The organism is Nocardioides pyridinolyticus, from assembly GCF_054653575.1.
In genome coordinates this window covers 1-20,887 of record NZ_BAAIFY010000013.1, presented here as the reverse complement: position 1 = coordinate 20,887, position 20,887 = coordinate 1, and the positions used below count along the sequence as shown (strand labels likewise).

Annotated in this window: 23 protein-coding genes; 21 read left to right on the top strand and 2 right to left on the bottom strand. The window is 72.8% G+C overall.

The features are described 5' to 3' along the window. The first annotated feature begins 3 nt into the window (after nucleotides 1-3). From ACYQ0U_RS12720 to rplQ, 8 genes are all read left to right on the top strand, one after another. Nucleotides 4-1,071, top strand: coding sequence for an LLM class flavin-dependent oxidoreductase (locus ACYQ0U_RS12720; RefSeq protein WP_459973384.1), 1,068 nt, complete (start codon nucleotides 4-6; stop codon nucleotides 1,069-1,071). 249 nt (nucleotides 1,072-1,320) lie between these two features. Continuing rightward, nucleotides 1,321-1,542, top strand: a complete 222-nt coding sequence (gene infA / locus ACYQ0U_RS12715) for a translation initiation factor IF-1 (RefSeq protein WP_011757309.1) — start codon at nucleotides 1,321-1,323, stop codon at nucleotides 1,540-1,542. A gap of 27 nt (nucleotides 1,543-1,569) precedes the next feature. Continuing rightward, a complete protein-coding gene (gene rpmJ, locus ACYQ0U_RS12710) occupies nucleotides 1,570-1,683 on the top strand; it encodes a 50S ribosomal protein L36 (RefSeq protein WP_004008316.1) in 114 nt (37 codons plus the stop codon). A 236-nt stretch (nucleotides 1,684-1,919) separates the two neighbouring features. Then, complete coding sequence (gene rpsM, locus ACYQ0U_RS12705) at nucleotides 1,920-2,294, top strand: 30S ribosomal protein S13 (protein ID WP_459973377.1); 375 nt, start codon at nucleotides 1,920-1,922, stop codon at nucleotides 2,292-2,294. 58 nt (nucleotides 2,295-2,352) lie between these two features. After that, nucleotides 2,353-2,760 carry a 30S ribosomal protein S11 gene (rpsK, locus tag ACYQ0U_RS12700; protein WP_028636387.1) on the top strand — a complete coding sequence of 136 codons (408 nt, stop codon included), beginning with the start codon at nucleotides 2,353-2,355 and terminating at the stop codon, nucleotides 2,758-2,760. Between the two features lie 30 nt (nucleotides 2,761-2,790). Further along, nucleotides 2,791-3,399 carry a 30S ribosomal protein S4 gene (gene rpsD / locus ACYQ0U_RS12695; RefSeq protein ID WP_459973374.1) on the top strand — a complete coding sequence of 203 codons (609 nt, stop codon included), beginning with the start codon at nucleotides 2,791-2,793 and terminating at the stop codon, nucleotides 3,397-3,399. Between the two features lie 106 nt (nucleotides 3,400-3,505). Next, nucleotides 3,506-4,522, top strand: a complete 1,017-nt coding sequence (locus ACYQ0U_RS12690; protein ID WP_459973372.1) for a DNA-directed RNA polymerase subunit alpha — start codon at nucleotides 3,506-3,508, stop codon at nucleotides 4,520-4,522. 70 nt (nucleotides 4,523-4,592) lie between these two features. Next, nucleotides 4,593-5,204, top strand: coding sequence for a 50S ribosomal protein L17 (rplQ, locus tag ACYQ0U_RS12685; RefSeq protein ID WP_459973370.1), 612 nt, complete (start codon nucleotides 4,593-4,595; stop codon nucleotides 5,202-5,204). 160 nt (nucleotides 5,205-5,364) lie between these two features. Here rplQ and ACYQ0U_RS12680 read toward each other — a convergent pair whose 3' ends face one another. Then, the gene (locus ACYQ0U_RS12680) at nucleotides 5,365-5,712 is read right to left on the bottom strand and encodes a GntR family transcriptional regulator (RefSeq protein WP_459973368.1); all 348 of its coding nucleotides are present in this window, start codon (nucleotides 5,710-5,712) and stop codon (nucleotides 5,365-5,367) included. A gap of 23 nt (nucleotides 5,713-5,735) precedes the next feature. Here ACYQ0U_RS12680 and ACYQ0U_RS12675 point away from each other — a divergent pair, with 23 nt between their 5' ends. Further along, the gene (locus ACYQ0U_RS12675; RefSeq protein WP_459973366.1) at nucleotides 5,736-6,626 is read left to right on the top strand and encodes a PfkB family carbohydrate kinase; all 891 of its coding nucleotides are present in this window, start codon (nucleotides 5,736-5,738) and stop codon (nucleotides 6,624-6,626) included. Between the two features lie 20 nt (nucleotides 6,627-6,646). Here the strand turns inward: ACYQ0U_RS12675 and ACYQ0U_RS12670 are convergent, their stop codons facing one another. Then, nucleotides 6,647-8,311, bottom strand: a complete 1,665-nt coding sequence (locus ACYQ0U_RS12670; RefSeq protein ID WP_459973365.1) for an NAD(P)/FAD-dependent oxidoreductase — start codon at nucleotides 8,309-8,311, stop codon at nucleotides 6,647-6,649. 42 nt (nucleotides 8,312-8,353) lie between these two features. Between ACYQ0U_RS12670 and ACYQ0U_RS12665 the strand changes: the two genes are divergently transcribed. The 12 genes from ACYQ0U_RS12665 (at nucleotide 8,354) to ACYQ0U_RS12610 (ending at nucleotide 20,503) form a co-directional block, all read left to right on the top strand. Continuing rightward, nucleotides 8,354-9,505 (top strand): DUF6986 family protein, encoded by a 1,152-nt coding sequence (locus tag ACYQ0U_RS12665; RefSeq protein WP_459973363.1) that lies wholly within the window; start codon nucleotides 8,354-8,356, stop codon nucleotides 9,503-9,505. After that, complete coding sequence (gene pucL, locus ACYQ0U_RS12660; protein ID WP_459973361.1) at nucleotides 9,506-10,345, top strand: factor-independent urate hydroxylase; 840 nt, start codon at nucleotides 9,506-9,508, stop codon at nucleotides 10,343-10,345. Further along, nucleotides 10,342-10,821 (top strand): 2-oxo-4-hydroxy-4-carboxy-5-ureidoimidazoline decarboxylase, encoded by a 480-nt coding sequence (gene uraD / locus ACYQ0U_RS12655; RefSeq protein ID WP_459973359.1) that lies wholly within the window; start codon nucleotides 10,342-10,344, stop codon nucleotides 10,819-10,821. The genes pucL and uraD overlap by 4 nt, the downstream gene beginning before the upstream one ends. Beyond that, nucleotides 10,821-11,129, top strand: coding sequence for a hydroxyisourate hydrolase (uraH, locus tag ACYQ0U_RS12650; protein WP_459973357.1), 309 nt, complete (start codon nucleotides 10,821-10,823; stop codon nucleotides 11,127-11,129). The genes uraD and uraH overlap by 1 nt, the downstream gene beginning before the upstream one ends. Further along, nucleotides 11,119-12,417, top strand: a complete 1,299-nt coding sequence (gene allB / locus ACYQ0U_RS12645; RefSeq protein WP_459973355.1) for an allantoinase AllB — start codon at nucleotides 11,119-11,121, stop codon at nucleotides 12,415-12,417. Before uraH ends, allB begins: the two co-directional genes overlap by 11 nt. Next, complete coding sequence (locus tag ACYQ0U_RS12640) at nucleotides 12,414-13,229, top strand: bifunctional allantoicase/(S)-ureidoglycine aminohydrolase (RefSeq protein WP_459973353.1); 816 nt, start codon at nucleotides 12,414-12,416, stop codon at nucleotides 13,227-13,229. The genes allB and ACYQ0U_RS12640 overlap by 4 nt, the downstream gene beginning before the upstream one ends. 133 nt (nucleotides 13,230-13,362) lie before the next feature. After that, a complete protein-coding gene (locus ACYQ0U_RS12635; RefSeq protein WP_459973351.1) occupies nucleotides 13,363-14,778 on the top strand; it encodes a xanthine dehydrogenase small subunit in 1,416 nt (471 codons plus the stop codon). Further along, entirely contained in the window at nucleotides 14,775-17,003 is a 2,229-nt protein-coding gene (locus ACYQ0U_RS12630) for a xanthine dehydrogenase molybdopterin binding subunit (protein WP_459973349.1), read from the top strand. The genes ACYQ0U_RS12635 and ACYQ0U_RS12630 overlap by 4 nt, the downstream gene beginning before the upstream one ends. Then, a complete protein-coding gene (xdhC, locus tag ACYQ0U_RS12625) occupies nucleotides 17,000-17,812 on the top strand; it encodes a xanthine dehydrogenase accessory protein XdhC (RefSeq protein WP_459973347.1) in 813 nt (270 codons plus the stop codon). Before ACYQ0U_RS12630 ends, xdhC begins: the two co-directional genes overlap by 4 nt. After that, a complete protein-coding gene (locus ACYQ0U_RS12620) occupies nucleotides 17,809-19,089 on the top strand; it encodes a guanine deaminase (protein WP_459973345.1) in 1,281 nt (426 codons plus the stop codon). The genes xdhC and ACYQ0U_RS12620 overlap by 4 nt, the downstream gene beginning before the upstream one ends. A gap of 21 nt (nucleotides 19,090-19,110) precedes the next feature. Then, complete coding sequence (gene truA / locus ACYQ0U_RS12615) at nucleotides 19,111-19,911, top strand: tRNA pseudouridine(38-40) synthase TruA (protein WP_459973343.1); 801 nt, start codon at nucleotides 19,111-19,113, stop codon at nucleotides 19,909-19,911. Continuing rightward, nucleotides 19,904-20,503, top strand: a complete 600-nt coding sequence (locus tag ACYQ0U_RS12610) for a class I SAM-dependent methyltransferase (protein WP_459973341.1) — start codon at nucleotides 19,904-19,906, stop codon at nucleotides 20,501-20,503. The genes truA and ACYQ0U_RS12610 overlap by 8 nt, the downstream gene beginning before the upstream one ends. Nucleotides 20,504-20,887: the final 384 nt, after the last annotated feature.

Here is a 20,887-nt window from a genome sequence, read left to right as displayed (position 1 = left end):
GGGGTGACCCAGGCTCAGCTCGCGCTCTCCGTCCTCGACCTCGTCCCGGTCCGCAGCGACCAGGGCTCGGCCGACGCGGTGGCCGCCTCGCTGTCGCTCGCCCGGGTCGCCGACGAGCTCGGCTACACGCGCTACTGGCTGGCCGAGCACCACAACATGCCGGCCGTCGCCGCGACCAACCCGCCGGTCCTGATCGGCCTGGTCGCGGCGGCGACCGAGCGGATCCGGGTCGGGTCGGGCGGCGTGATGCTGCCCAACCACGCCCCGCTGGTCGTCGCCGAGCAGTTCGCGCTGCTCGAGGCGGCGTTCCCCGGCCGGATCGACCTCGGGATCGGCCGGGCGCCGGGCAGCGACCCGGTGACGTCGTACGCCCTGCGGCACGGCGCCGGCGGTGTCAGCGACGACATCGTCACCCGCTTCCCCGAGTACGTCGACAACGTGCTCGCGATGATGGAGCCCGACGGCGTCGGGCTGAGCCTCCAGGGCCGCACCTACCCGCTCCGGGCCACCCCCGGCGCCCGGTCGGTGCCGACCGTGTGGCTGCTCGGCTCCTCGGACTACTCCGCCCGGCTGGCCGCGGAGAAGGGCCTGCCCTACGTCTTCGCCCACCACTTCTCCGGCAACGGCACCGCCGAGGCCCTGGCGCTGTACCGGGAGAGCTTCCGGCCCTCGCCCGAGCTGTCCGAGCCGCGGACCTTCCTCACGGTGAACGCCGTGGTCGCCGAGACCGAGGAGGAGGCGGCCCGGCTCGCCTGGCCCCAGCTCCTGGCGATGCTCGCGCTGCGCACCGGCCAGGAGCTGCTGCCGCAGCGGCTGGTCGAGGAGGCCGAGAAGGTCGAGCTCCCGCAGCCGCACCTCGACCTGGTCGAGGCGATGGCCCAGCGGTGGGTGATCGGCACCCCGGAGCGCTCCCGCGCCCGGATCGAGGAGCTCGCGGCGACGTACGGCGTCGACGAGGTGATGGTGCACCCGGTGGCCGGCGCGTACACCGGCACCGAGCCGGCGACCAGCCCCGCACGCGAGGAGACGCTCCGGCTGTTGGCGGCTGGGTCGGCCTCTGGGCTCGCCTGAGCCGGCCCCGAGCTCGCCGAGTTGGGGTTTTGGGACGGTTTCCGACTAGACTGGCGTGTCGGCCCAACGTGGGTCTGCTTCGTGGTGCCTCGCGGCTGCCCGGATCACCTGTCCGAACCACTCGATCGAGGGGTTCGTGCGCGTGCCCGGGATGAGGTTCCCGAGCGGCTGCACGAGGTCCACCGCCTCACCCGAGGCGGAGGTTCCCGGGCCACACGGTAGACAAACGATCAACAGATTGTGGAGGACATGCCGAAGAAAGAAGGCGTGATCGAGATCGAGGGCACCGTCGTGGAGGCCCTTCCGAACGCGATGTTCCGCGTGGAGCTGAGCAACGGGCACAAGGTTCTCGCCCACATCAGCGGCAAGATGCGGCAGCACTACATCCGGATCCTCCCCGAGGACCGCGTGGTGGTGGAGCTCTCCCCGTACGACCTCACCCGGGGTCGGATCGTCTACCGGTACAAGTAAGCCGCTTCTACCGGAAAGGGGCTGACTGTGAAGGTCAACCCGAGCGTCAAGCCGATCTGTGACAAGTGCAAGGTGATCCGTCGCCACGGCCGCGTCATGGTGATCTGCGAGAACCCGCGCCACAAGCAGCGTCAGGGCTGAGGAGCGAGGTCGAGTGCGAGCTTGCTCGTCACTCGCGCCGAGCGACGAGGTCCCGCCGCCGAAGGCGGCCGGGCTGAAACGCAGAACTGCACAACTGAACACACACAACGTGATCGCTAGCTCGTCGCAGGACGGGTGAAGCCACCTCCGGAGCAGACGGCCGGAGCCCGGAACACTACGAGGCCGGGACGCGACACGACCACACCGCTGCGAACAACCGAGAAGGAAACCGCCACATGGCACGCCTCGTTGGTGTTGACCTCCCGCGCGACAAGCGCATCGAGGTCGCTCTCACCTACATCTACGGCATCGGCCGTACTCGCGCCCAGCAGCTCCTCGCCGCGACCGGGGTCAGCCCCGACCTCCGCGTGCACCAGCTGGGTGACGAAGAGCTGGTCAAGCTCCGCGATGAGATCGAAGCCAACTTCAAGATCGAGGGTGACCTCCGTCGTGAGGTCCAGGCCGACATCCGCCGCAAGATCGAGATCGGCAGCTACCAGGGTCGCCGTCACCGCCAGGGCCTCCCGGTCCGCGGCCAGCGCACCAAGACCAACGCCCGTACCCGCAAGGGTCCGAAGCGCACGGTTGCCGGCAAGAAGAAGGCCAAGTGATCTGACGCCGCCGGCGTCTCACTGACCACCCCAGACCAGCTACTTCAGGAGTTAATGCATGCCTCCCAAGAGCCGCACCGCGGCCGGCGCCAAGAAGGTGCGCCGCAAGGAGAAGAAGAACGTCGCGACGGGCGAAGCCCACATCAAGAGCACGTTCAACAACACCATCGTCACGATCACCGACCCGACCGGTGCGGTGATCTCGTGGGCCTCGGCCGGCACCGTCGGTTTCAAGGGTTCCCGCAAGTCCACCCCGTTCGCCGCGCAGATGGCCGCCGAGGCCGCCGGACGCCGGGCGATGGAGCACGGCATGAAGAAGATCGACGTCTTCGTCAAGGGCCCGGGTTCGGGCCGCGAGACGGCGATCCGGTCCCTGGGTGCGATCGGCCTCGAGGTCGGCACCATCCAGGACGTCACGCCCACGCCCCACAACGGCTGCCGCCCGCCCAAGCGTCGCCGCGTCTGACGCGCGTCCGAGAACAGGAGACTTGTAGAAATGGCCCGTTACACCGGCCCCATGACCAAGAAGTCGCGCCGTCTCGGCGTTGACCTCGTCGGTGGCGACGCCGCGTTCGAGCGTCGTCCCTACCCGCCCGGCCAGCACGGCCGTGCGCGGATCAAGGAGAGCGAGTACCGCTCGCAGCTGCAGGAGAAGCAGAAGGCCCGCTTCACCTACGGCGTCCTCGAGAAGCAGTTCCACAACTACTACACCGAGGCCTCGCGTCGCTCCGGCAAGACCGGTGACAACCTGCTCCAGCTGCTGGAGTGCCGCCTCGACAACGTGGTGTACCGCGCCGGCTTCGCACGGACCCGCCGCCACGCCCGCCAGCTCGTCGTGCACGGTCACTTCAAGGTGAACGGCAAGAAGGTCGACATCCCGTCGTACCAGGTGGCCGCTCACGACGTGATCGACGTCCGCGAGAAGTCGCTGGAGATGACCCCGTTCATCGTGGCTCGTGAGACCCACGGCGAGCGCGTCGTCCCCGCGTGGCTCGAGGCGATCCCGTCGCGGATGCGCATCCTCGTGCACCAGCTCCCGGTCCGTGCGCAGATCGACCTGCCGGTCCAGGAGCAGCTCATCGTCGAGTACTACTCGAAGAAGTGACCCCGATGGGTGTCCCGCCTGCGGGCGGGGCACCCGTCACCCACCTTCCGTCACCAGCACATTCGGGCCTGTCAAATAGCGGGTAGGCCCGGAAAGGAAAGAACAAGTGCTTATCGCACAGCGCCCCACCTTGTCGGAAGAGTCCGTCGACGAGTTCCGCTCGCGGTTCGTGATCGAGCCCCTGGAGCCCGGCTTCGGCTACACGCTGGGCAACTCGCTCCGCCGTACCCTGCTCAGCTCGATCCCCGGTGCCTCGATCACCAGCATCAAGGTCGACAACGTCCTGCACGAGTTCTCGACGATCGAGGGCGTCAAGGAGGACGTCACCGAGATCATCTTGAACCTCAAGGGTCTGGTCGTCTCCTCCGAGCACGACGAGCCGGTCACCATGTACCTGCGCAAGTCGGGTGCCGGTGACGTCACCGCCGCGGACATCGCGCCGCCGGCCGGCGTCGAGGTGCACAACCCCGACCTGAAGATCGCCACCCTGTCCGACAAGGGCAAGCTGGAGATGGAGCTCGTCGTCGAGCGTGGCCGCGGCTACGTCTCCTCGGTGCTCAACAAGGGCAACGACAACGAGATCGGCCGGATCCCGGTCGACTCGATCTACAGCCCGGTCCTCAAGGTGACCTACAAGGTCGAGGCCACCCGTGTCGAGCAGCGCACCGACTTCGACAAGCTCGTCATCGACGTCGAGACCAAGCCGTCGATCCGTCCCCGCGACGCGATCGCCTCGGCCGGCAAGACCCTGGTCGAGCTGTTCGGCCTGGCCCGTGAGCTCAACGTCGAGGCCGAGGGCATCGACATCGGCCCGTCGCCCGTCGACGAGCAGCTCGCGGCCGACCTCGCCCTCCCGGTCGAGGACCTGCAGCTCACCGTCCGCTCCTACAACTGCCTCAAGCGCGAGGGCATCCACACCGTGGGTGAGCTCATCAGCCGCTCGGAGCAGGACCTGCTCGACATCCGCAACTTCGGTGCGAAGTCGATCGACGAGGTCAAGGCCAAGCTGGTCGAGATGGGCCTGTCCCTCAAGGACAGCGCGCCCGGCTTCGACCCGCACGCTGCGCTCGCGGCGTACGGCGATGACGACGACGACGCCTTCGTCGAGGACGAGCAGTACTAAGTGAAATCGACCCGCGTCCGCGGGTCGTCTACCCCGGTACCTCGTACGGCCGGAGAGAAATGAGAGAGCAATGCCCAAGCCCACCAAGGGCCCCCGCCTCGGCGGTAGCCCGTCCCACCAGCGCCTGATCCTCTCGAACCTGGCCAGCCAGCTGTTCGAGCACGGCCGGATCACGACCACCGAGGCGAAGGCCCGCGCCCTGCGGCCGCACGCCGAGAAGCTGATCACCAAGGCCAAGAAGGGCGACCTGCACAACCGTCGCGAGGTCCTCAAGACCATCCGCGACAAGTCGGTCGTGCACACGCTGTTCACGGAGATCGCGCCGATCTTCGCCGAGCGTCCGGGTGGCTACACCCGGATCACCAAGGTCGGCCCCCGCAAGGGCGACAACGCCCCCATGGCGGTCATCGAGCTCGTGACCGAGGCCTACCGGCCGTCGGCCCCGAAGGCGAAGAAGCCGGCCCCGGCCGCGGCCGCTCCGGCTGCCGAGGAGACCCCGGCCGAGGAGACCCCGGTCGAGGAGACCCCGGCCGAGGACACCGCCACCGAGGAGGCTCCCACCGAGCTCGCCGAGGAGGCGTCGCCCGAGGAGAGCGTCGTCGCGGAGGAGGAGCCCGTCGCCGACGAGGCCCCGGCCGCGGAGGCCACCGAGGAGAGCACCGAGGAGGACGAGAAGGCCTGAGGCCCTCGTCGTACTCACCACCGGCCCGTCCGAGCACCGCTCGGGCGGGCCGGTGTCATTTCCCGTCGAGTTGGGCCCGAGTCGCGCGTGAGCTGGGCCGTCGTTCCGCCGTGTGCGGGAGGTAGGCCCCACTCAACGGTGATGGGGGCCCAACTCAACGTCACCAGGCGCGGTCGACGAGGTTGAGAGCCTCCGCGCGGGTGAGGCCCTGCCGGCGGGCGAGGGCGGCGTAGGCCGCGGCGGCGTCGCGGGCGCCCGCGCTGTCGGTCGCGGTCGCGATGAAGGTGCCGCGCCGGCCCTCGGTGGCGATGACGCCGTCGGTCTCCAGGGCGCGGTAGGCCTTGGCGACGGTGTTGACCGCGAGGTGCAGCTCGGCGGCCAGGGCGCGGACGGTGGGCAGCTTCGTGCCGGCGGGGAGCTCCCCGGTTGCGGCGCGCGACGCCACCTGGACCCGCAGCTGCTCGTAGGGCGGTACGTCGGACGTCGCGTCGAGCGGGAACACCTCCATGGATCGCATGGTAGAGACATCCCATGGCTGAAGACGGAGACGGACATGCGCTCGTGGTGGGGGAGTCCCTCGTCGACATCGTGCACGGGGCCGACGGCACGACGACCGAGTACGCCGGAGGCAGCGCCGCCAACGTGGCGGTGGCGCTGAGCCGGCTCGGGCGCGCGGTGCAGTTCGTGACCGCCTGGGCCGACGACGCGCGCGGGCGGGTGCTCGCCGAGCACCTCGCGGCGGCCGACGTGGCGCTGGCGAGCGACCCGGTCGTGCTGGAGCGGACCGCGACGGCCGCGGCCACGATCGGGGCGGACGGTGCGGCGTCGTACGACTTCGACCTCGACTGGCGGATCGGGGACGTCGATCCGGGACAGCCGGTCGCGGTCCACGTGTGCTCGATCGGCGCGGTCCTGGAGCCCGGCGCGGGCCAGGTGCTGGACCTGCTGGCGGGCCTGCGCGGGTCGGCGACGATCAGCTACGACGTCAACGCCCGTCCCGCGATCACCGGCGCGGGCCCGGAGCTGGTGGCGCGGGTCGAGCGGATGGCCGCGGTCGCGGACCTGGTCAAGGCCTCCGACGAGGACCTCGAGGTGCTCTACCCGGCTCTCGACACCGAGTCCGCCGCCCGCCAGCTGCTCACGCTCGGCCCCGCCGCGGTCGTCGTGACCCGTGGGGGCGAGGGCGCGACCTGGGTGACCGAGGCCGGCGTCGTCGAGGTCGCCTCGCTGCCGGTCGAGGTCGCCGACACGATCGGCGCCGGCGACACCTTCGGCGCGGCGGTCATCGACGCGCTCTGGGGCCGCCCGCTCGACCGGCTGACCACGGACGAGGTCGAGGAGGTCCTCGCCCACGCCGCCCGGGCCGCCGCGGTCACGGTGTCGCGGCCGGGCGCGGATCCGCCGTACCGCTCGGAGCTCTAGTCAGCTCTAGTCAGCTCTCGTCAGTCCGGCGCGGGCGCCAGCCACGCGTGCACGAGGGGGACCACCGAGGCCCCCTCGCCGCTCGCCGAGGCCACTCGCTTCATCGACCCGGCCCGCACGTCGCCGGCGCAGAAGATGCCCGGGACCGTCGTGGCGAGCTCGGCCGGCGGGAGGCCGTCGGCCCAGTGCTCGCGCGGGACGTCACGGCCGGTGAGCACGAAGCCGCGCGGGTCACGGGCGATGCCCGAGGGGATCCAGTCGCAGTGCGGCTCCGCGCCGAGCAGCAGGAACAGGCCGTAGGCCGGGACCCGGTCGCGCTCGCCGGTGCGCACGTCCTCCAGCGACAGCCACTCCAGGCGCCCGTCGCCGCCGCCGTCGACCACCGCGCAGCAGGTGCGGACCGAGATCCGGGGGTTGTACCCGATCTCGTTGACCAGGTACGCCGACATCGTCTCCTCGAGCGAGGGCCGGCGCACGAGGATGGTGACCGAGCGGGCGAACCGCGCGAGGTGCATCGCGGCCTGGCCGGCCGAGTTGCCGCCGCCGACCACGAAGACGTCCTGGCCCTCCATCTCGCGGGCGGCGGTCATCGCGGCACCGTAGTAGACGCCGGTGCCGACCAGCTCCTCGAGCGGGTCGACGCGGAGCTTGCGGTAGGCGACGCCGCTGGCGATGACGACCGACCGCGCCCGCACCTCGCCGGACTCGGTGCAGAGCACGTGGGGCTGCCCGTCGTACCCCGGGCGGAGCTCGTCGACGACCTGGCCGGTGTAGAACCTCGCGCCGAAGCGCAGCGCCTGGTTGCGGGCGCGCTGGGCGAGGCGCATGCCGGAGATCCCGCGCGGGAAGCCGAGGTAGTTGCGGATCATCGAGCTGGTGCCGGCCTGCCCGCCGATCGCCTCGGCCTCGAGGATCACCGTCGAGAGGCCCTCGGACGCGGCGTACACGGCCGCCGCGAGCCCGGCCGGCCCGCCGCCGACCACGGCGAGGTCGACGAGGTGGTCGAGGTCGAGCTCGGTGGGCGCGCCGTAGAGCGCGATCGCGACGTCGCGCACGCTGCGGGCGTGCACGACCGGCCGGTTGAGCGCGTAGACGAGGGGGTAGGCGGGCTCGCCGTCCCACCGGTCGAGGACGTAGCGGCCGCCCTCGGAGTCGGGCTCGTAGAACCCGCTGGGCATGCCCATCCGGTCGAGGAAGTCGCGGATCGCGAGCGTCAGCCCGTCGCGCACCGGCGACACGATCTTGACCGCCACCACCTCGGGGTCCGGCACCGTCGAGCCCCAGTCCGAGAGCAGGTCGGTGATCGCGTTGTGGAACTCCTCGTCGCGGACGCCGCGGGGCATCAGCAGGAACGCGTCGTACCTGCCCATCGCCATCCCGGGCCGCAGGCCGGGCGCGTCGGCGAGGAAGCGGTCCCAGTGCGCGGCGACCACGCGGCGGGCGGTCGGGACCTTCTCGCGCAGCTTGTGGAAGGCGTGCAGGACGGTCTCGGCGTCGGGGACCACGGACTCCGAGACGAACATCGCGACCGTACCGCCGTCGGCCAGCACGTCGTGGGTGGCCCGGAGCGCCTCGAGGCAGGAGCGGGTCAGGCGCAGGTCGTACTCGCGCTCGTAGCGGCCGAACGCGTCACGCAGCTCCTCGGGGTGCTCGGCCCCGATGAGCACGATGGCGGGGGTGCTCACGACATCAGCCTAGGCAGCGGCGCAACGGTCTAGGGTGCGTTCATGTCCGACCTGGACCTCGCCCGGCTCACCGACGAGCTCGACGCGCGGCTCGCGCGCGCGGACGAGGCCCTGTCCCGCGACTACCCCGGCGACCGCGCGGGACGGCAGCCGGTGCACACGATCTACGTGCCGGCCGACCGGTTCGCGGCCGACACCGTCGAGAGGTACGGCGAGCAGGCGCTCGCCACGCTGGCGGAGCACGAGGAGCTGTTCCTCGAGCTCACCGGCGACGACCGCGACCTGCTCGACCGGGTCCGCGCGCGGCTGCGCACCCGGCCCGTCGACGACCTGCGCATCGACTTCGAGGACGGCTACGGCCTGCGGCCCGACGCGGAGGAGGACGCCGCGGTCGCGGCGGCGGCCGCCGCGCTGCGGTCGGCCGTCGACGGCGGCACCGCGCCGGCGTACTGCGGGATCCGCTTCAAGAGCCTCGAGCGGCCGACCCGGCACCGCGGGCTGCGCACCCTCCTGACGTTCGTCGCGGGCCTGGTCGACCGCGGCCCGCTGCCGGACGGCTTCGTCGTCACGCTGCCCAAGGTGACCTCGGTCGACCAGGTCGAGGCGATGGTCCACGCGTGCGAGCACCTCGAGCAGGCACTCGGGCTCGCCGAGCCGCTGCGCTTCGAGATCCAGGTCGAGACCCCGCAGTCGATCCTCGGCCCGGACGGCACCGCGCGCGTCGCCCGGATGGTCCGGGCGGCCGACGGCCGCTGCACCGGCCTCCACTACGGCACCTACGACTACAGCGCCTTCATCGGCATCGCCGGCCCGTACCAGAGCCTCGACCACCCGGCCGCCGACCACGCCAAGGCCGTGATGCAGGCCGCGGCCGCCGGCACCGGGGTGTGGCTCTCGGACGGCTCGACCAACATCCTCCCGGTCGGCGACGCGGCCGCCGTCCGCCTCGGCTGGGAGACGCACCTGCGGCTGGTGCGCCGGTCGCTGGAGCGGGGCTTCTACCAGGGCTGGGACCTGCACCCGAACCAGCTGCCGACGCGGTACGCCGCCACGTTCGCCTTCTACCGCGCGGGTCTCACCCCGGGCACGCGGCTGGAGGAGCCGGCCACCGACCGGGCGCGCGCGGCGTTCCTGCGCCGCGGCCGCGAGTGCGGGGCACTGGACGCCTCCGAGACAGAGGAAGAGGTGGGATGAATGGGCATCGCGCTCGGCGCCAACCAGTACGGCAAGGCGGAGAACCGCGTGGTGCGGATCGTCCGCGACACCCCACGGCACACGATCCGCGACCTCAACGTCTCGACGTCGCTGCGCGGCGACTTCGCCGCGGCCCACGTCGACGGCGACCAAGGGCAGGTCCTGCCGACCGACACCCAGAAGAACACCGCGTTCGCGTACGCCAAGAAGCACGGCGTCTCCTCGCCCGAGGACTACGCGCTCGCGCTCTCGGAGCGGCTCCTCGAGGCGACACCGGCGGCGACGGGCGCCCGGGTGAGCGTCGAGGAGTACGCCTGGGACCGGGTCGGCGACCACGACCACACGTTCGTGCGGCGCGGGCAGGAGACGCGGCTCGCCATCGTCGACCGCACCCGCGACGGTGTGCAGGTCGCGTCCGGCCTCGGCGGGCTGGTGATCCTCAAGACGACCGGGTCGGAGTTCAAGGGCTTCCTCCGCGACGAGTACACGACGCTCCCCGAGGCCGACGACCGGATCCTCGCCACGTCGCTCGATGCCACCTGGCGGCACGTCGAGGTCCCCGGCGACTGGGACGCGTCGTACGCCGACGTGCGGCGCCTGGTCACGACCACGTTCGCGACCACGTACAGCCGGGCGCTCCAGGAGACGCTCTACGCCATGGGCCGCGCGGTGCTCGAGGCGCACGCGGGGATCGCCGAGATCTCGTTCGCCGCACCCAACAAGCACCACTTCCTCGTCGACCTCAGCCCGTTCGGGCTGGAGAACCCCGGCGAGGTGTTCGTCGCCGCCGACCGTCCCTACGGCCTGATCGAGGCCACCGTCACCCGGAGCGATCGATGAGGTTCGACGAGCTGCCCGAGGATGAGGCGCGGGCGCTGCTGGCCACCTGCCTCGACGTACCGCGCTGGGCCGACGAGGTCCTGGCCGGCCGGCCCTACGGCGACATCGACGCCCTGCTCGCGGCCGCGTCGGCGTCCGCGGCGACGCTCTCCGACGACGAGCTCGAGGCCGCGCTCGCGCGGCACCCGCGCATCGGCGAGCGCGCCGGCGCCGGCCACGACGCCCCCCACTCCGCGCGCGAGCAGTCCGGCGTCGACCGGTCCGACGCCGAGGTGCTCCAGCGGCTGGCCGACGGCAACCGGGCCTACGAGGAGCGCTTCGACCGGGTCTTCCTGATCCGCGCGGCCGGCCGCGACGCCCGCGAGATCCTGGCCGAGCTGGAGCGCCGGCTGGGCAACGACGACGACACCGAGCGGGCGGAGACGGTCGACCAGCTCGGCCAGATCGCCCTCCTGCGACTGGAAGGGGCCCTGTGATGGCGACCCTGAGCACGCACGTCCTCGACACCAGCCGCGGCCGGCCCGCGGCCGGCATCGCCGTCCGGGTCGAGGGGGCGGGCGTCGTCCTCGGCGAGGGGGTGACCGACGACGACGGACGCGTCGGCGACCTCGGCCACGGGCTCGAGCCCGGCGACTACGTCGTCCACTTCGACACGGGCTCCTACCTCGGCGAGGGTGCGTTCTACCCCTCGGTGTCGGTCGCGTTCCGGATCGCCGCCGACGAGCACTTCCACGTGCCGCTGCTGCTCAACCCGTTCGGCTACTCCACCTACCGTGGCTCCTGAGCTGGTGGTCCGCGCCCGGCGCGCGGTCGTCGGCGGCGTGGAGCGCGCGGCCGACGTCGGCGTCCGCGACGGGCGGATCACCGGGGTCGCGGCGTACGGCGTGCTCGAGTCTCCCGAGGTCGTCGAGCTCGCCGACGACGAGGTGCTGCTGCCCGGCCTCGTCGACACCCACGTGCACGTCAACGAGCCCGGCCGCACCGAGTGGGAGGGCTTCGCGTCCGCGACCCGCGCCGCGGCCGCCGGCGGCGTCACGACGATCGTCGACATGCCGCTCAACAGCATCCCGGCGACGACCACGCTCGCCGCGCTGGAGGAGAAGCGGGAGGTGGCCCGCGACCAAGTGCACGTGGACGTGGGCTTCTGGGGTGGCGCCGTGCCCGGCAACGTCGGCGACCTGGCGGCCCTGCACGCCGCCGGCGTCTTCGGCTTCAAGTGCTTCCTGCTCGACTCCGGCGTCGCGGAGTTCCCGCCGCTCGACCCGGCGCAGCTGCACGCGGCGATGACCGAGACCGCGCGCCTCGGCGCGCTGATGATCGTGCACGCCGAGGACGGATCGCTGGTCACCGACGCGCACGGCACGGCGTACGGCGGCTTCCTCGCGTCGCGCCCGCCCGCCGCCGAGCAGCGGGCGATCGACCTCGTCGTCGCGACCGCTCGGGCCACCGGCAGCCGGGCGCACGTCGTGCACCTGAGCGCGGCCGACGCGCTGCCCGACCGCGCCGGTGCGGACGTCTCGCTGGAGACCTGCCCGCACTACCTGGCGCTCGCGGCCGAGGACGTGCCCGACGGCGCGACCGAGTTCAAGTGCTGCCCGCCGATCCGCGAGGCCGCGAACCGCGACCGGCTCTGGGCGGCGCTGGCCGCGGGCGAGATCGACTTCGTCGTCTCCGACCACTCGCCGTGCACGGCCGTGCTCAAGCACGGCGACTTCGCCCAGGCGTGGGGCGGCATCGCGTCGCTGCAGCTGTCGCTGCCGGTCGTGTGGACCGCGGCCCGGCCGCGCGGCCACTCGCTGGTCGACGTGGTGCGGTGGATGGCCACCGCCCCGGCGCGGCGCGTCGGCCTGGCCGGCAAGGGCGAGATCGCGGCGGGGTACGACGCCGACCTGTGCGTGCTCGCGCCGGACGAGTCGTTCACCGTGGAGGCCGGGTCGCTGGAGCACAAGAACCCCGTCTCGCCGTACGACGGGCGTACGCTCACCGGCACCGTCCGCCGGACCTGGCTGCGCGGCGTACCCATCGACCTGGCGGCCGCGCCGCGCGGCCGGCTGCTGAGGAGGGGCCCATGACGTACTACGTGCCGACCGGCGGCCTGCCCGCGCAGACCGAGCTCACGACCGACCGCGCGGTGTTCACCGAGGCGTACGCCGTCCTGCCGCGCGGCACCATGCGCGACATCGTCACCAGCCGGCTGCCGCACTGGGACGCCACGCGCCTGTGGGTGCTCGCCCGGCCGCTCTCGGGCTTCGCCGAGACGTTCAGCTGGTACGTCGCCGAGGTCGGTCCCGGCGGGGGCAGCGACACCCCCGAGCCCGAGGCGGACGCCGAGGCCGTGCTGTTCGTGGTCGGCGGGACGCTCTCGCTGGCCCTCGGGGGCGTGCGGCACCGGATCGGTGCGGGCAGCTACGCCTTCCTGCCGCCCGGGGCGGCGTGGACGCTGCGCAACGACACCGACGCCGACGCGACGTTCCACTGGATCCGCAAGGCCTACGTCCGCGTCGACGGCGTCGACCTGCCCGAGGCGTTCGTCGTCCACGAGAGCGAGGTCCCGGTCCAGCCCATGCCGGGCACGGACGCGTGGGGGACGCAGCGGTTCGTGGACCCCGACGACGTGCGGCACGACATGCACGTGAACATCGTGAGCTTCGAGCCCGGCGGCGCGATCCCGTTCCCGGAGACGCACGTGATGGAGCACGGGCTCTACGTGCTCGAGGGCAAGGCCGTCTACCTGCTCAACAAGGACTGGGTCGAGGTGCAGGAGGGCGACTTCATGTGGCTGCGCGCCTTCTGCCCACAGGCCTGCTACGCCGGCGGGCCGGGCCGGTTCCGCTACCTGCTCTACAAGGACGTCAACCGGCACCCCCGACTCACCCTAGGTTGACGCCGAGTCGGCGCTGTCTCAGCTGAAACAGCGCCGACTCGGCGGGCCTGCAGATGTGACCCGGGTCACGTAGGATGGCGGAGCGGTCTGTCGTTCGGCATGGACAACCGGCGACCGAGCTGGGCTCCCAACCATGCGGACGTCGATCGCGCGTGGAGGCGAGATGGGCAGCGACACGGCCCAGGTCACGGTCAACGGGACGCCGCGCCCCTTGGCGGGCACGCCGGTGCACCGCACCGCACTGGACTTCCTGCGCGGGCTGGGGCTGACCGGCGCCAAGGAGGGCTGCGCCGAGGGCGAGTGCGGCGCCTGCTCGGTGCTCGTCGCCCGGCCGGACGGCGCGGGCAGCGCCTGGACCGCGCTCAACGCCTGCCTGGTCCCCGCAGCGGCGCTGGACGGTCAGGAGGTCGTCACCGCCGAGGGGCTGGGCAGCCCCGACCACCTGCACCCCGTGCAGCGCGAGCTCGCCGAGCGCGGCGGATCGCAGTGCGGCTACTGCACGCCGGGCTTCGTGTGCAGCATGGCGGCCGAGTACTACCGGCCCGGCCGGGTCAACGGCTTCGACCTCCACGCGCTGAGCGGCAACCTCTGCCGGTGCACCGGCTACCGGCCGATCGCCGACGCCGCCCGCGCCCTGGGCGCTCCGGACGAGGCCGACCCGCTGGCCGCGCGGTGCGCGCGGCCCGCGCCCGCCCCGGCCGCGACGCACGTGGCCGACGGGGCGGGGTCGCTGGTCCGGCCGGCCACCCTCCCCGAGGCCCTGGCGCTGCTGGCCGAGCACCCCGACGCGACCCTCCTGGCCGGCGCCACCGACCTCGGGGTCGAGGTGAACCTGCGCGGGTCGCGGCCGGCGTACCTCGTGGCGATCGATCGGCTGCCCGAGCTGCGCACGCTCACGACCGACCGCCTCGAGATCGGCGCCGCCCTCAGGCTGAGCGAGGTCGAGCGCGGGCTCGGGGGCGCGGTCCCGCTGCTCGACGCCGTGTGGCCGCAGTTCGCGTCACGGCTGATCCGCAACGGCGCGACCATCGGCGGCAACCTCGGCACCGCCTCGCCCATCGGCGACCTGCCACCCGCGCTGCTCGCGCTGGAGGCGACGCTCGTGCTGGCGTCCCGCGACGGCGAGCGCGAGGTCGCGCTGGCCGACTACTTCACCGGCTACCGCGAGACCGTGCTGCGGCCGGGTGAGCTGATCCGGTCGGTGTGCGTCCCGCGGCCGCTGGCGGCGGTGACCGCGTTCCACAAGATCGCCAAGCGGCGGTACGACGACATCTCCAGCGTGGCGGTGGCCTTCGCGCTCGACATCGAGGACGGCGTCGTGACGCGGGCCCGGATCGGGCTGGGCGGCGTGGCGGCGACGCCCCTGCGGGCGCTGGCGACCGAGGCCGCGCTGGAGGGGCGGTCGTGGACCGCGGACACCGTCGACGCGGCGGCCGCCGTCCTGGCAGGGGAGGGCACGCCGCTGGACGACCACCGGGCCAGCGCGGCGTACCGCTCGGCGATGCTGGGCGAGTCGCTCCGCAAGCTCTACGCGGAGGTTCCAAGATGAGCATCGGCCTCCCGCTCCAGCACGAGAGCGCCGCCCTGCACGTCACGGGCGCCGCGCTCTACACCGACGACCTGGTGCTGCGCACGCCGCACGTCCTGCACGCCCATCCGGTGCAGTCACCGCACGCACATGCGTTCATCACGCGGCTCGAGGTGGCGCCGGCGTACGCCGTGCCGGGCGTCGTGCGGGTGCTCACCGCCTACGACGTGCCGGGTGTCAACGACGCCGGCGTCAAGCACGACGAGCCGCTGTTCCCGGCGGAGGTGATGTACCGCGGCCACGCCGTCTGCTGGGTGCTCGGGGAGACGCTGGAGGCCGCGCGGCTGGGCGCGGCGGCGGTGGAGGTCGACTACGAGGAGCTGCCGGCGATCGTCGGCGTCACCGACGCGATCGCCGCGGGGAGCTTCCAGGGCGGGCAGCCGACGGTGGAGCGCGGCGACGTGGAGCGGGCGCTGGCCGACGCGGCGCACGTCTTCAGCGGCGTCACCGAGATGGCCGGGCAGGAGCACTTCTACCTCGAGACGCACGCGTCGCTCGCGCTCGTCGACGAGGCCGGACAGGTCTTCGTGCAGTGCAGCACGCAGCACCCGACCGAGACCCAGGAGATCGTCGCGCACGTGCTCGGCCGGGCCAGCCACGACGTCACCGTGCAGTGCCTGCGGATGGGCGGCGGCTTCGGCGGCAAGGAGATGCAGCCGCACGGGTTCGCCGCGATCGCGGCCCTCGGTGCGACGCTGACCGGGCGCCCGGTGCGGCTGCGCCTGACCCGCGCGCAGGACATCACGATGACCGGCAAGCGGCACGGATTCCACGCGGCGTGGCAGGTCGGCTTCGACGACGACGGGTGCCTCCAGGCGCTCGACGTCACGCTCACCTCCGACGGCGGCTGGTCGCTCGACCTCAGCGAGCCGGTGCTCGCGCGGGCGCTGTGCCACGTCGACAACGCCTACTGGATCCCGCACGTCCGCGCCCACGGCCGGGTCGCGCGCACGCACAAGACCTCGCAGACCGCCTTCCGCGGCTTCGGCGGGCCGCAGGGGATGCTGGTGATCGAGGACGTCCTCGGCCGGTGCGCGCCGCTGCTCGGCATCGACCCGCTGGACCTGCGGCGGCGCAACTTCTACGTCGAGGGCCAGGCGACGCCCTACGGCCAGCCGGTCCGCCACCCCGAGCGCGCGGGCCTGGCGTGGGACCAGGTGGTCGACGGCGGCCGGGTGCGGCAGCGGCTCACGGAGATCGCGGCCTTCAACGCCGCGCACCCGTACACCAAGCGCGGGCTGGCCGTGACGCCGGTGAAGTTCGGGATCTCGTTCAACTTCACCGCGTTCAACCAGGCCGGCGCGCTCGTGCACGTCTACAAGGACGGCTCGGTGCTGATCAACCACGGCGGCACCGAGATGGGCCAGGGGCTGCACACGAAGATGCTCCAGGTCGCGGCCACCGCGCTCGGCCTGCCGCTCGAGCGCGTGCGGCTCGCGCCGACGCGCACCGACAAGGTCCCGAACACCTCCGCCACGGCGGCCAGCTCCGGCGCCGACCTCAACGGCGGAGCGATCAAGGACGCGTGCGAGCAGATCCTCGCCCGGCTCGAGGGCGTCGCGGGCGAGACGTGGGAGGAGCGGGTGCGCACGGCGTACCTCCAGCGCATCCAGCTGGGGGCCGCCGGCTTCTACCGCACCGAGGGCCTCCACTGGGACCCCGCCACGATGACCGGGCACCCGTTCAAGTACTTCGCGTACGGCGCCGCGGCGACCGAGGTCGAGGTCGACGGGTTCACCGGCGCGTACACCACGCGCCGGGTCGACATCGTCCACGACGTCGGCGACAGCCTCTCCCCGCTGGTCGACCTCGGCCAGATCGAGGGCGGCTACGTGCAGGGCGCCGGGTGGCTGACGCTCGAGGACCTGCGCTGGGACGACCGCGACGGGCGGCTTCTCACGTCCTCGGCGAGCACCTACAAGCTGCCGAGCCTCAGCGAGATGCCTGACGTCTTCAACGTCGCGCTGCTCCCGCACGCGCACGAGGACGGCGTCGTCGGCGGCTCGAAGGCCGTCGGCGAGCCACCGCTGATGCTGGCCTTCTCGGTGCGGGAGGCGCTGCGCCAGGCCGCGGCCGCGTTCGGCCCGCCCGGCACCAGCGTCGACCTCGCCTCGCCGGCCACGCCCGAGGCGGTCTACTGGGCGCTGTCGCGGGCTCGGGAGCGCACGGAGGTGGCGGTCCGGTGAGCTGGCTGGACGCGGTGGCGCGGCTGCGACGCGAGCGCGTGCCCGGCGTGCTGGTGACGGTCGTGTCCGCGCGCGGCCACGCGCCGCGCGACGCCGGCGCGAAGCTGGTCGTCTCGGCCGACGCGACGTGGGGGACCGTCGGCGGCGGCAACCTCGAGGAGACCGCGATCGCCCGGTCCCGGCTGCTCCTCGGCCGGGCGGCGGAGCCCGAGACGGAGCCCGAGACGATGACCGTGTCGCTCAGCGACAAGGCGCGCACCCAGCACGGCCGGCAGTGCTGCGGAGGCGAGGTGACGCTGCTGCTCGAGCCGCTGCCCGTCGTACCGTCCGTGGCGGTGTTCGGCGTCGGCCACGTCGGCCTCGAGCTCGCCCGGGTCCTGGCCCGCCACGACCTCGACCTTCACCTCGTCGACTCGCGGCGTGACCAGCTCGACGAGACCCGGCTCGACTGCCTGGCCGACGCCGTCGCGAGCATCCACGTCCACCATGCGCCGGTGCCCGAGCTGGTGCTCGGCGCGGTGCCCGGCGGCACGCACGTCTTCGTGATGACCCACGACCACGCGGAGGACTTCGCGATCTGCGACGCGGCGCTGCGTTGCGCGCACCTCGGCCCGGTCGGGCTGATCGGGTCGGCCGCGAAGTGGTCGCGCTTCCGGTCCGCGCTGCTCGTCGAGGGCCACGACCCTGCGGCGGTCGACGCGATCGCCTGCCCGATCGGCGACCCGGCTGTCTCTGGCAAGGAGCCCGCCGTCGTCGCGCTGTCGGTCGCGACCGCGCTGCTGCGCCGAGTGGCGCCGGTGGTCCCGTGACGCTCGTCCGGGCGCGGGTGATGGACACGCCCGACGACCCGTTCGCCGGCGGGGTCCTGCGGGCGGACGAGGACGTCGGCCTGCTGGTCGTCGACGGCGTCATCGCCGAGCGGGGGCCCTTCGCGTCGATGCGCGCGGCCCACCCCGAGGCTGACCTGCTCCACCTGCCCGGAGGCGTGCTGCTGCCGGGGTTCGTCGACACGCACGTGCACTACCCGCAGGTGCGGGTGATCGGCTCGCTGGGCCTGCCGCTGCTCGACTGGCTCGAGCAGTGCGCGCTGCCCGAGGAGTGCCGGCTGGCCGAGGCGTCGTACGCCGCGCAGGTCGCGCGCGAGTTCGTCGCCGGCCTGGTCGACGCCGGGACGACGTCGGCGCTTGTCTTCGGCTCCCACTTCGCGCCGGCCGTCGACCTGCTCTTCCAGGAGGTCTCCCGCGTCGGTCTGCGGGTCACCGCGGGCCTGGTCGTCAGCGACCGCGGCCTGCCCGAGCCGCTGCTGACCGACCCCGACCGGGCCTACCTGGAGTCACGCACGCTCGCGGCCCGCTGGCACGGGGTCGGCCGCAACCGGTACGCCGTCACGCCGCGCTTCTCCTTCTCCGCGAGCGAGGCCGTGCTCGACGCCTGCGCCGCCGTGCTCAAGGACGAGTCCGGCACCTGGTTCACCTCGCACGTCAACGAGAACCCGGCCGAGGTCGCCGCGGTCAGCGAGCTGTTCCGCGACGCGCTGCACTACGTCGGGACGTACGACGCCCACGGGCTCGTCGGGGAGCGCTCGGTGCTCGCCCACAATGTGCACCCGACCGACGGCGAGCTCACGTTGCTCTCCGGCCGGGGCGCCGCGGTCGCGCACTGCCCGAGCAGCAACTCCGCGCTGGGCAGCGGGCTGTTCCCGATGCGCCGGCACGCCGAGCACGGGGTCCGCGTCGCGCTCGGCTCGGACGTCGGCGCCGGCACCGGCTTCTCGCTGCTCAAGGAGGGGCTCCAAGCGTCGTTCATGCAGGCGCTGCTCGGTCCGGCCGGCTACCCGCTCACGCCCGCGCACCTGCTCTACCTCGCCACCCGGGCCGGTGCCCTCGCGCTGGGGCTCGAGACGGGCGACCTCTCGGTGGGCCGGCCGTTCGACGCGGTCTGGGTCCTGCCCGAGCGGGGCGACCCACTCGACATCGGCCTGCGGCACGCGGAGTCCGCCGGGGCCGCGCTGGCCAAGGTCTTCTCCCTCGGCACGCCCGCCGACATCGCCGGCGTCTGGATCGGCGGCGAGCCGATCCGGCGCTGAGCCACGTCCTAGGATCGGGCGGTGCGCATCCGGCTCGACCTCGCCTACGACGGCAGCGGCTTCCACGGCTGGGCCGCCCAGCCGGGGCTGCGGACCGTGCAGGGCGAGCTCACCGCCGCGCTCGCGACGGTGCTGCGGGTACCGTCGGTCGACGTCGTCTGCGCCGGCCGCACCGACGCCGGCGTGCACGCGCGCGGCCAGGTCGTCCACCTCGACCTGGAGGAGCTGCCCGATCCGGAGCGCTTCGTCCGTCGCGTCAACGGCGTCCTCGACGCCGACGTACGCCTGCACCGGGCGAGCGAGGTGCCGGCGGCGTTCGACGCCCGCTTCGGCGCGCTGTGGCGCCGGTACGCCTACCGCATCGTCGACCGGCCGGAGCTGGTCGACCCGCTGACCCGCTCGCACGTGCTCGCCTGGCCGCGGCCGCTCGACGTCGCGGCGATGAACGCCGCGTCCGTGCTGCTCACCGGGCGCCACGACTTCGCGTCGTTCTGCAAGCAGCGTGAGGGGGCGACCACGATCCGCACCCTGGAGGAGCTGACCTGGGAGCGCGACGCCGCCGGGGTCATCACCGGCACCGTGCGAGCCGACGCGTTCTGCCACAGCATGGTGCGCGCGCTGGTCGGCTGCCTGGTCGCGATCGGCGAGGGCCGCAAGCCGGTCGATTGGGCCGACGAGGTGCTCGCGGCCGCCGTACGCAACCCGTCGGTCGCCGTCGCCAAGGCGCACGGGCTCACGCTCGAGGAGGTCGCGTACCCTCCCGACGACGAGCTCGAGGCGCGGGCCGTGCAGACGCGGGCGAAGCGGGTGGCCGATGAGTGAGGAGCACTACTTCAGTGCCGACCCCGCGGCGCCGTTCAAGCGCGAGCCCTTCGAGTGCGAGGTCTGGGACCGGTCGCTGACGCTGGTGAGCGGGTCCGGCGTGTTCAGCCGGGGGCACCTCGACCACGCGACCGCGATCCTGTTCCGCGAGACCGAGCCGCCCGCGCCGGGCCGGGTCCTCGACCTGGGCTGCGGGTACGGCGTCATCGGGCTCGCCATCGCCGCGGCCGTCCCGGGTGCGACCGTCACGGGCGTCGACGTCAACGAGCGCGCCCTGCTCCTCGCGCGCGAGAACGCCGCCGCGCTCGGCGTCGCCGACCGCTTCACCGCCTGCCTGCCCGAGGAGGTCCCGGCGGACGCGGAGTTCGACGAGATCTGGTCGAACCCGCCGATCCGCATCGGCAAGGAGGCGCTGCACGACCTGCTGCTGACCTGGCTCCCACGGCTCGCGCCCGGCGGCCGCGCGGTGATGGTCGTGGGCAAGAACCTCGGCGCGGACTCGCTCCAGCGCTGGCTGGGGGAGCAGGGCTGGCCGACCGAGCGGCTCGCCAGCGCCAAGGGCTTCCGCGTGCTCGAGACGCGCGCCTCGTGACCCGGGTCGTCGCCTGGTCCCGACGTCACCGGCCGAGTCTGGTGGGCCTTCGGAGGGCTCTGGGGAGAGAGTGGTCTGGTCGGAGACACCTCAGGACCCGTTGACACGGGTGCAGCTCGTGAGTACGCCTCCAACAACGACCCCCACGTTTCACGGCTCCGCGATGCGAGAGCCGAGCGGCTCAACGCAGCGCCGACCTAAGGAAACCCGGTTCATGGAAAACGGACACACCCGTCGTTGGATGAAGCCAGCAGTGGTGACTGCGCCGCCGATCGCGGTGCTGCTTATCGGCGCGATCCTGGAGCCCGGGGACGGAGAAACAGCAGACGTGCTAGTGGTCTACTGGGCTCTCATCCTGGCTGCGGCACTCGGAGTGTTCGTGCT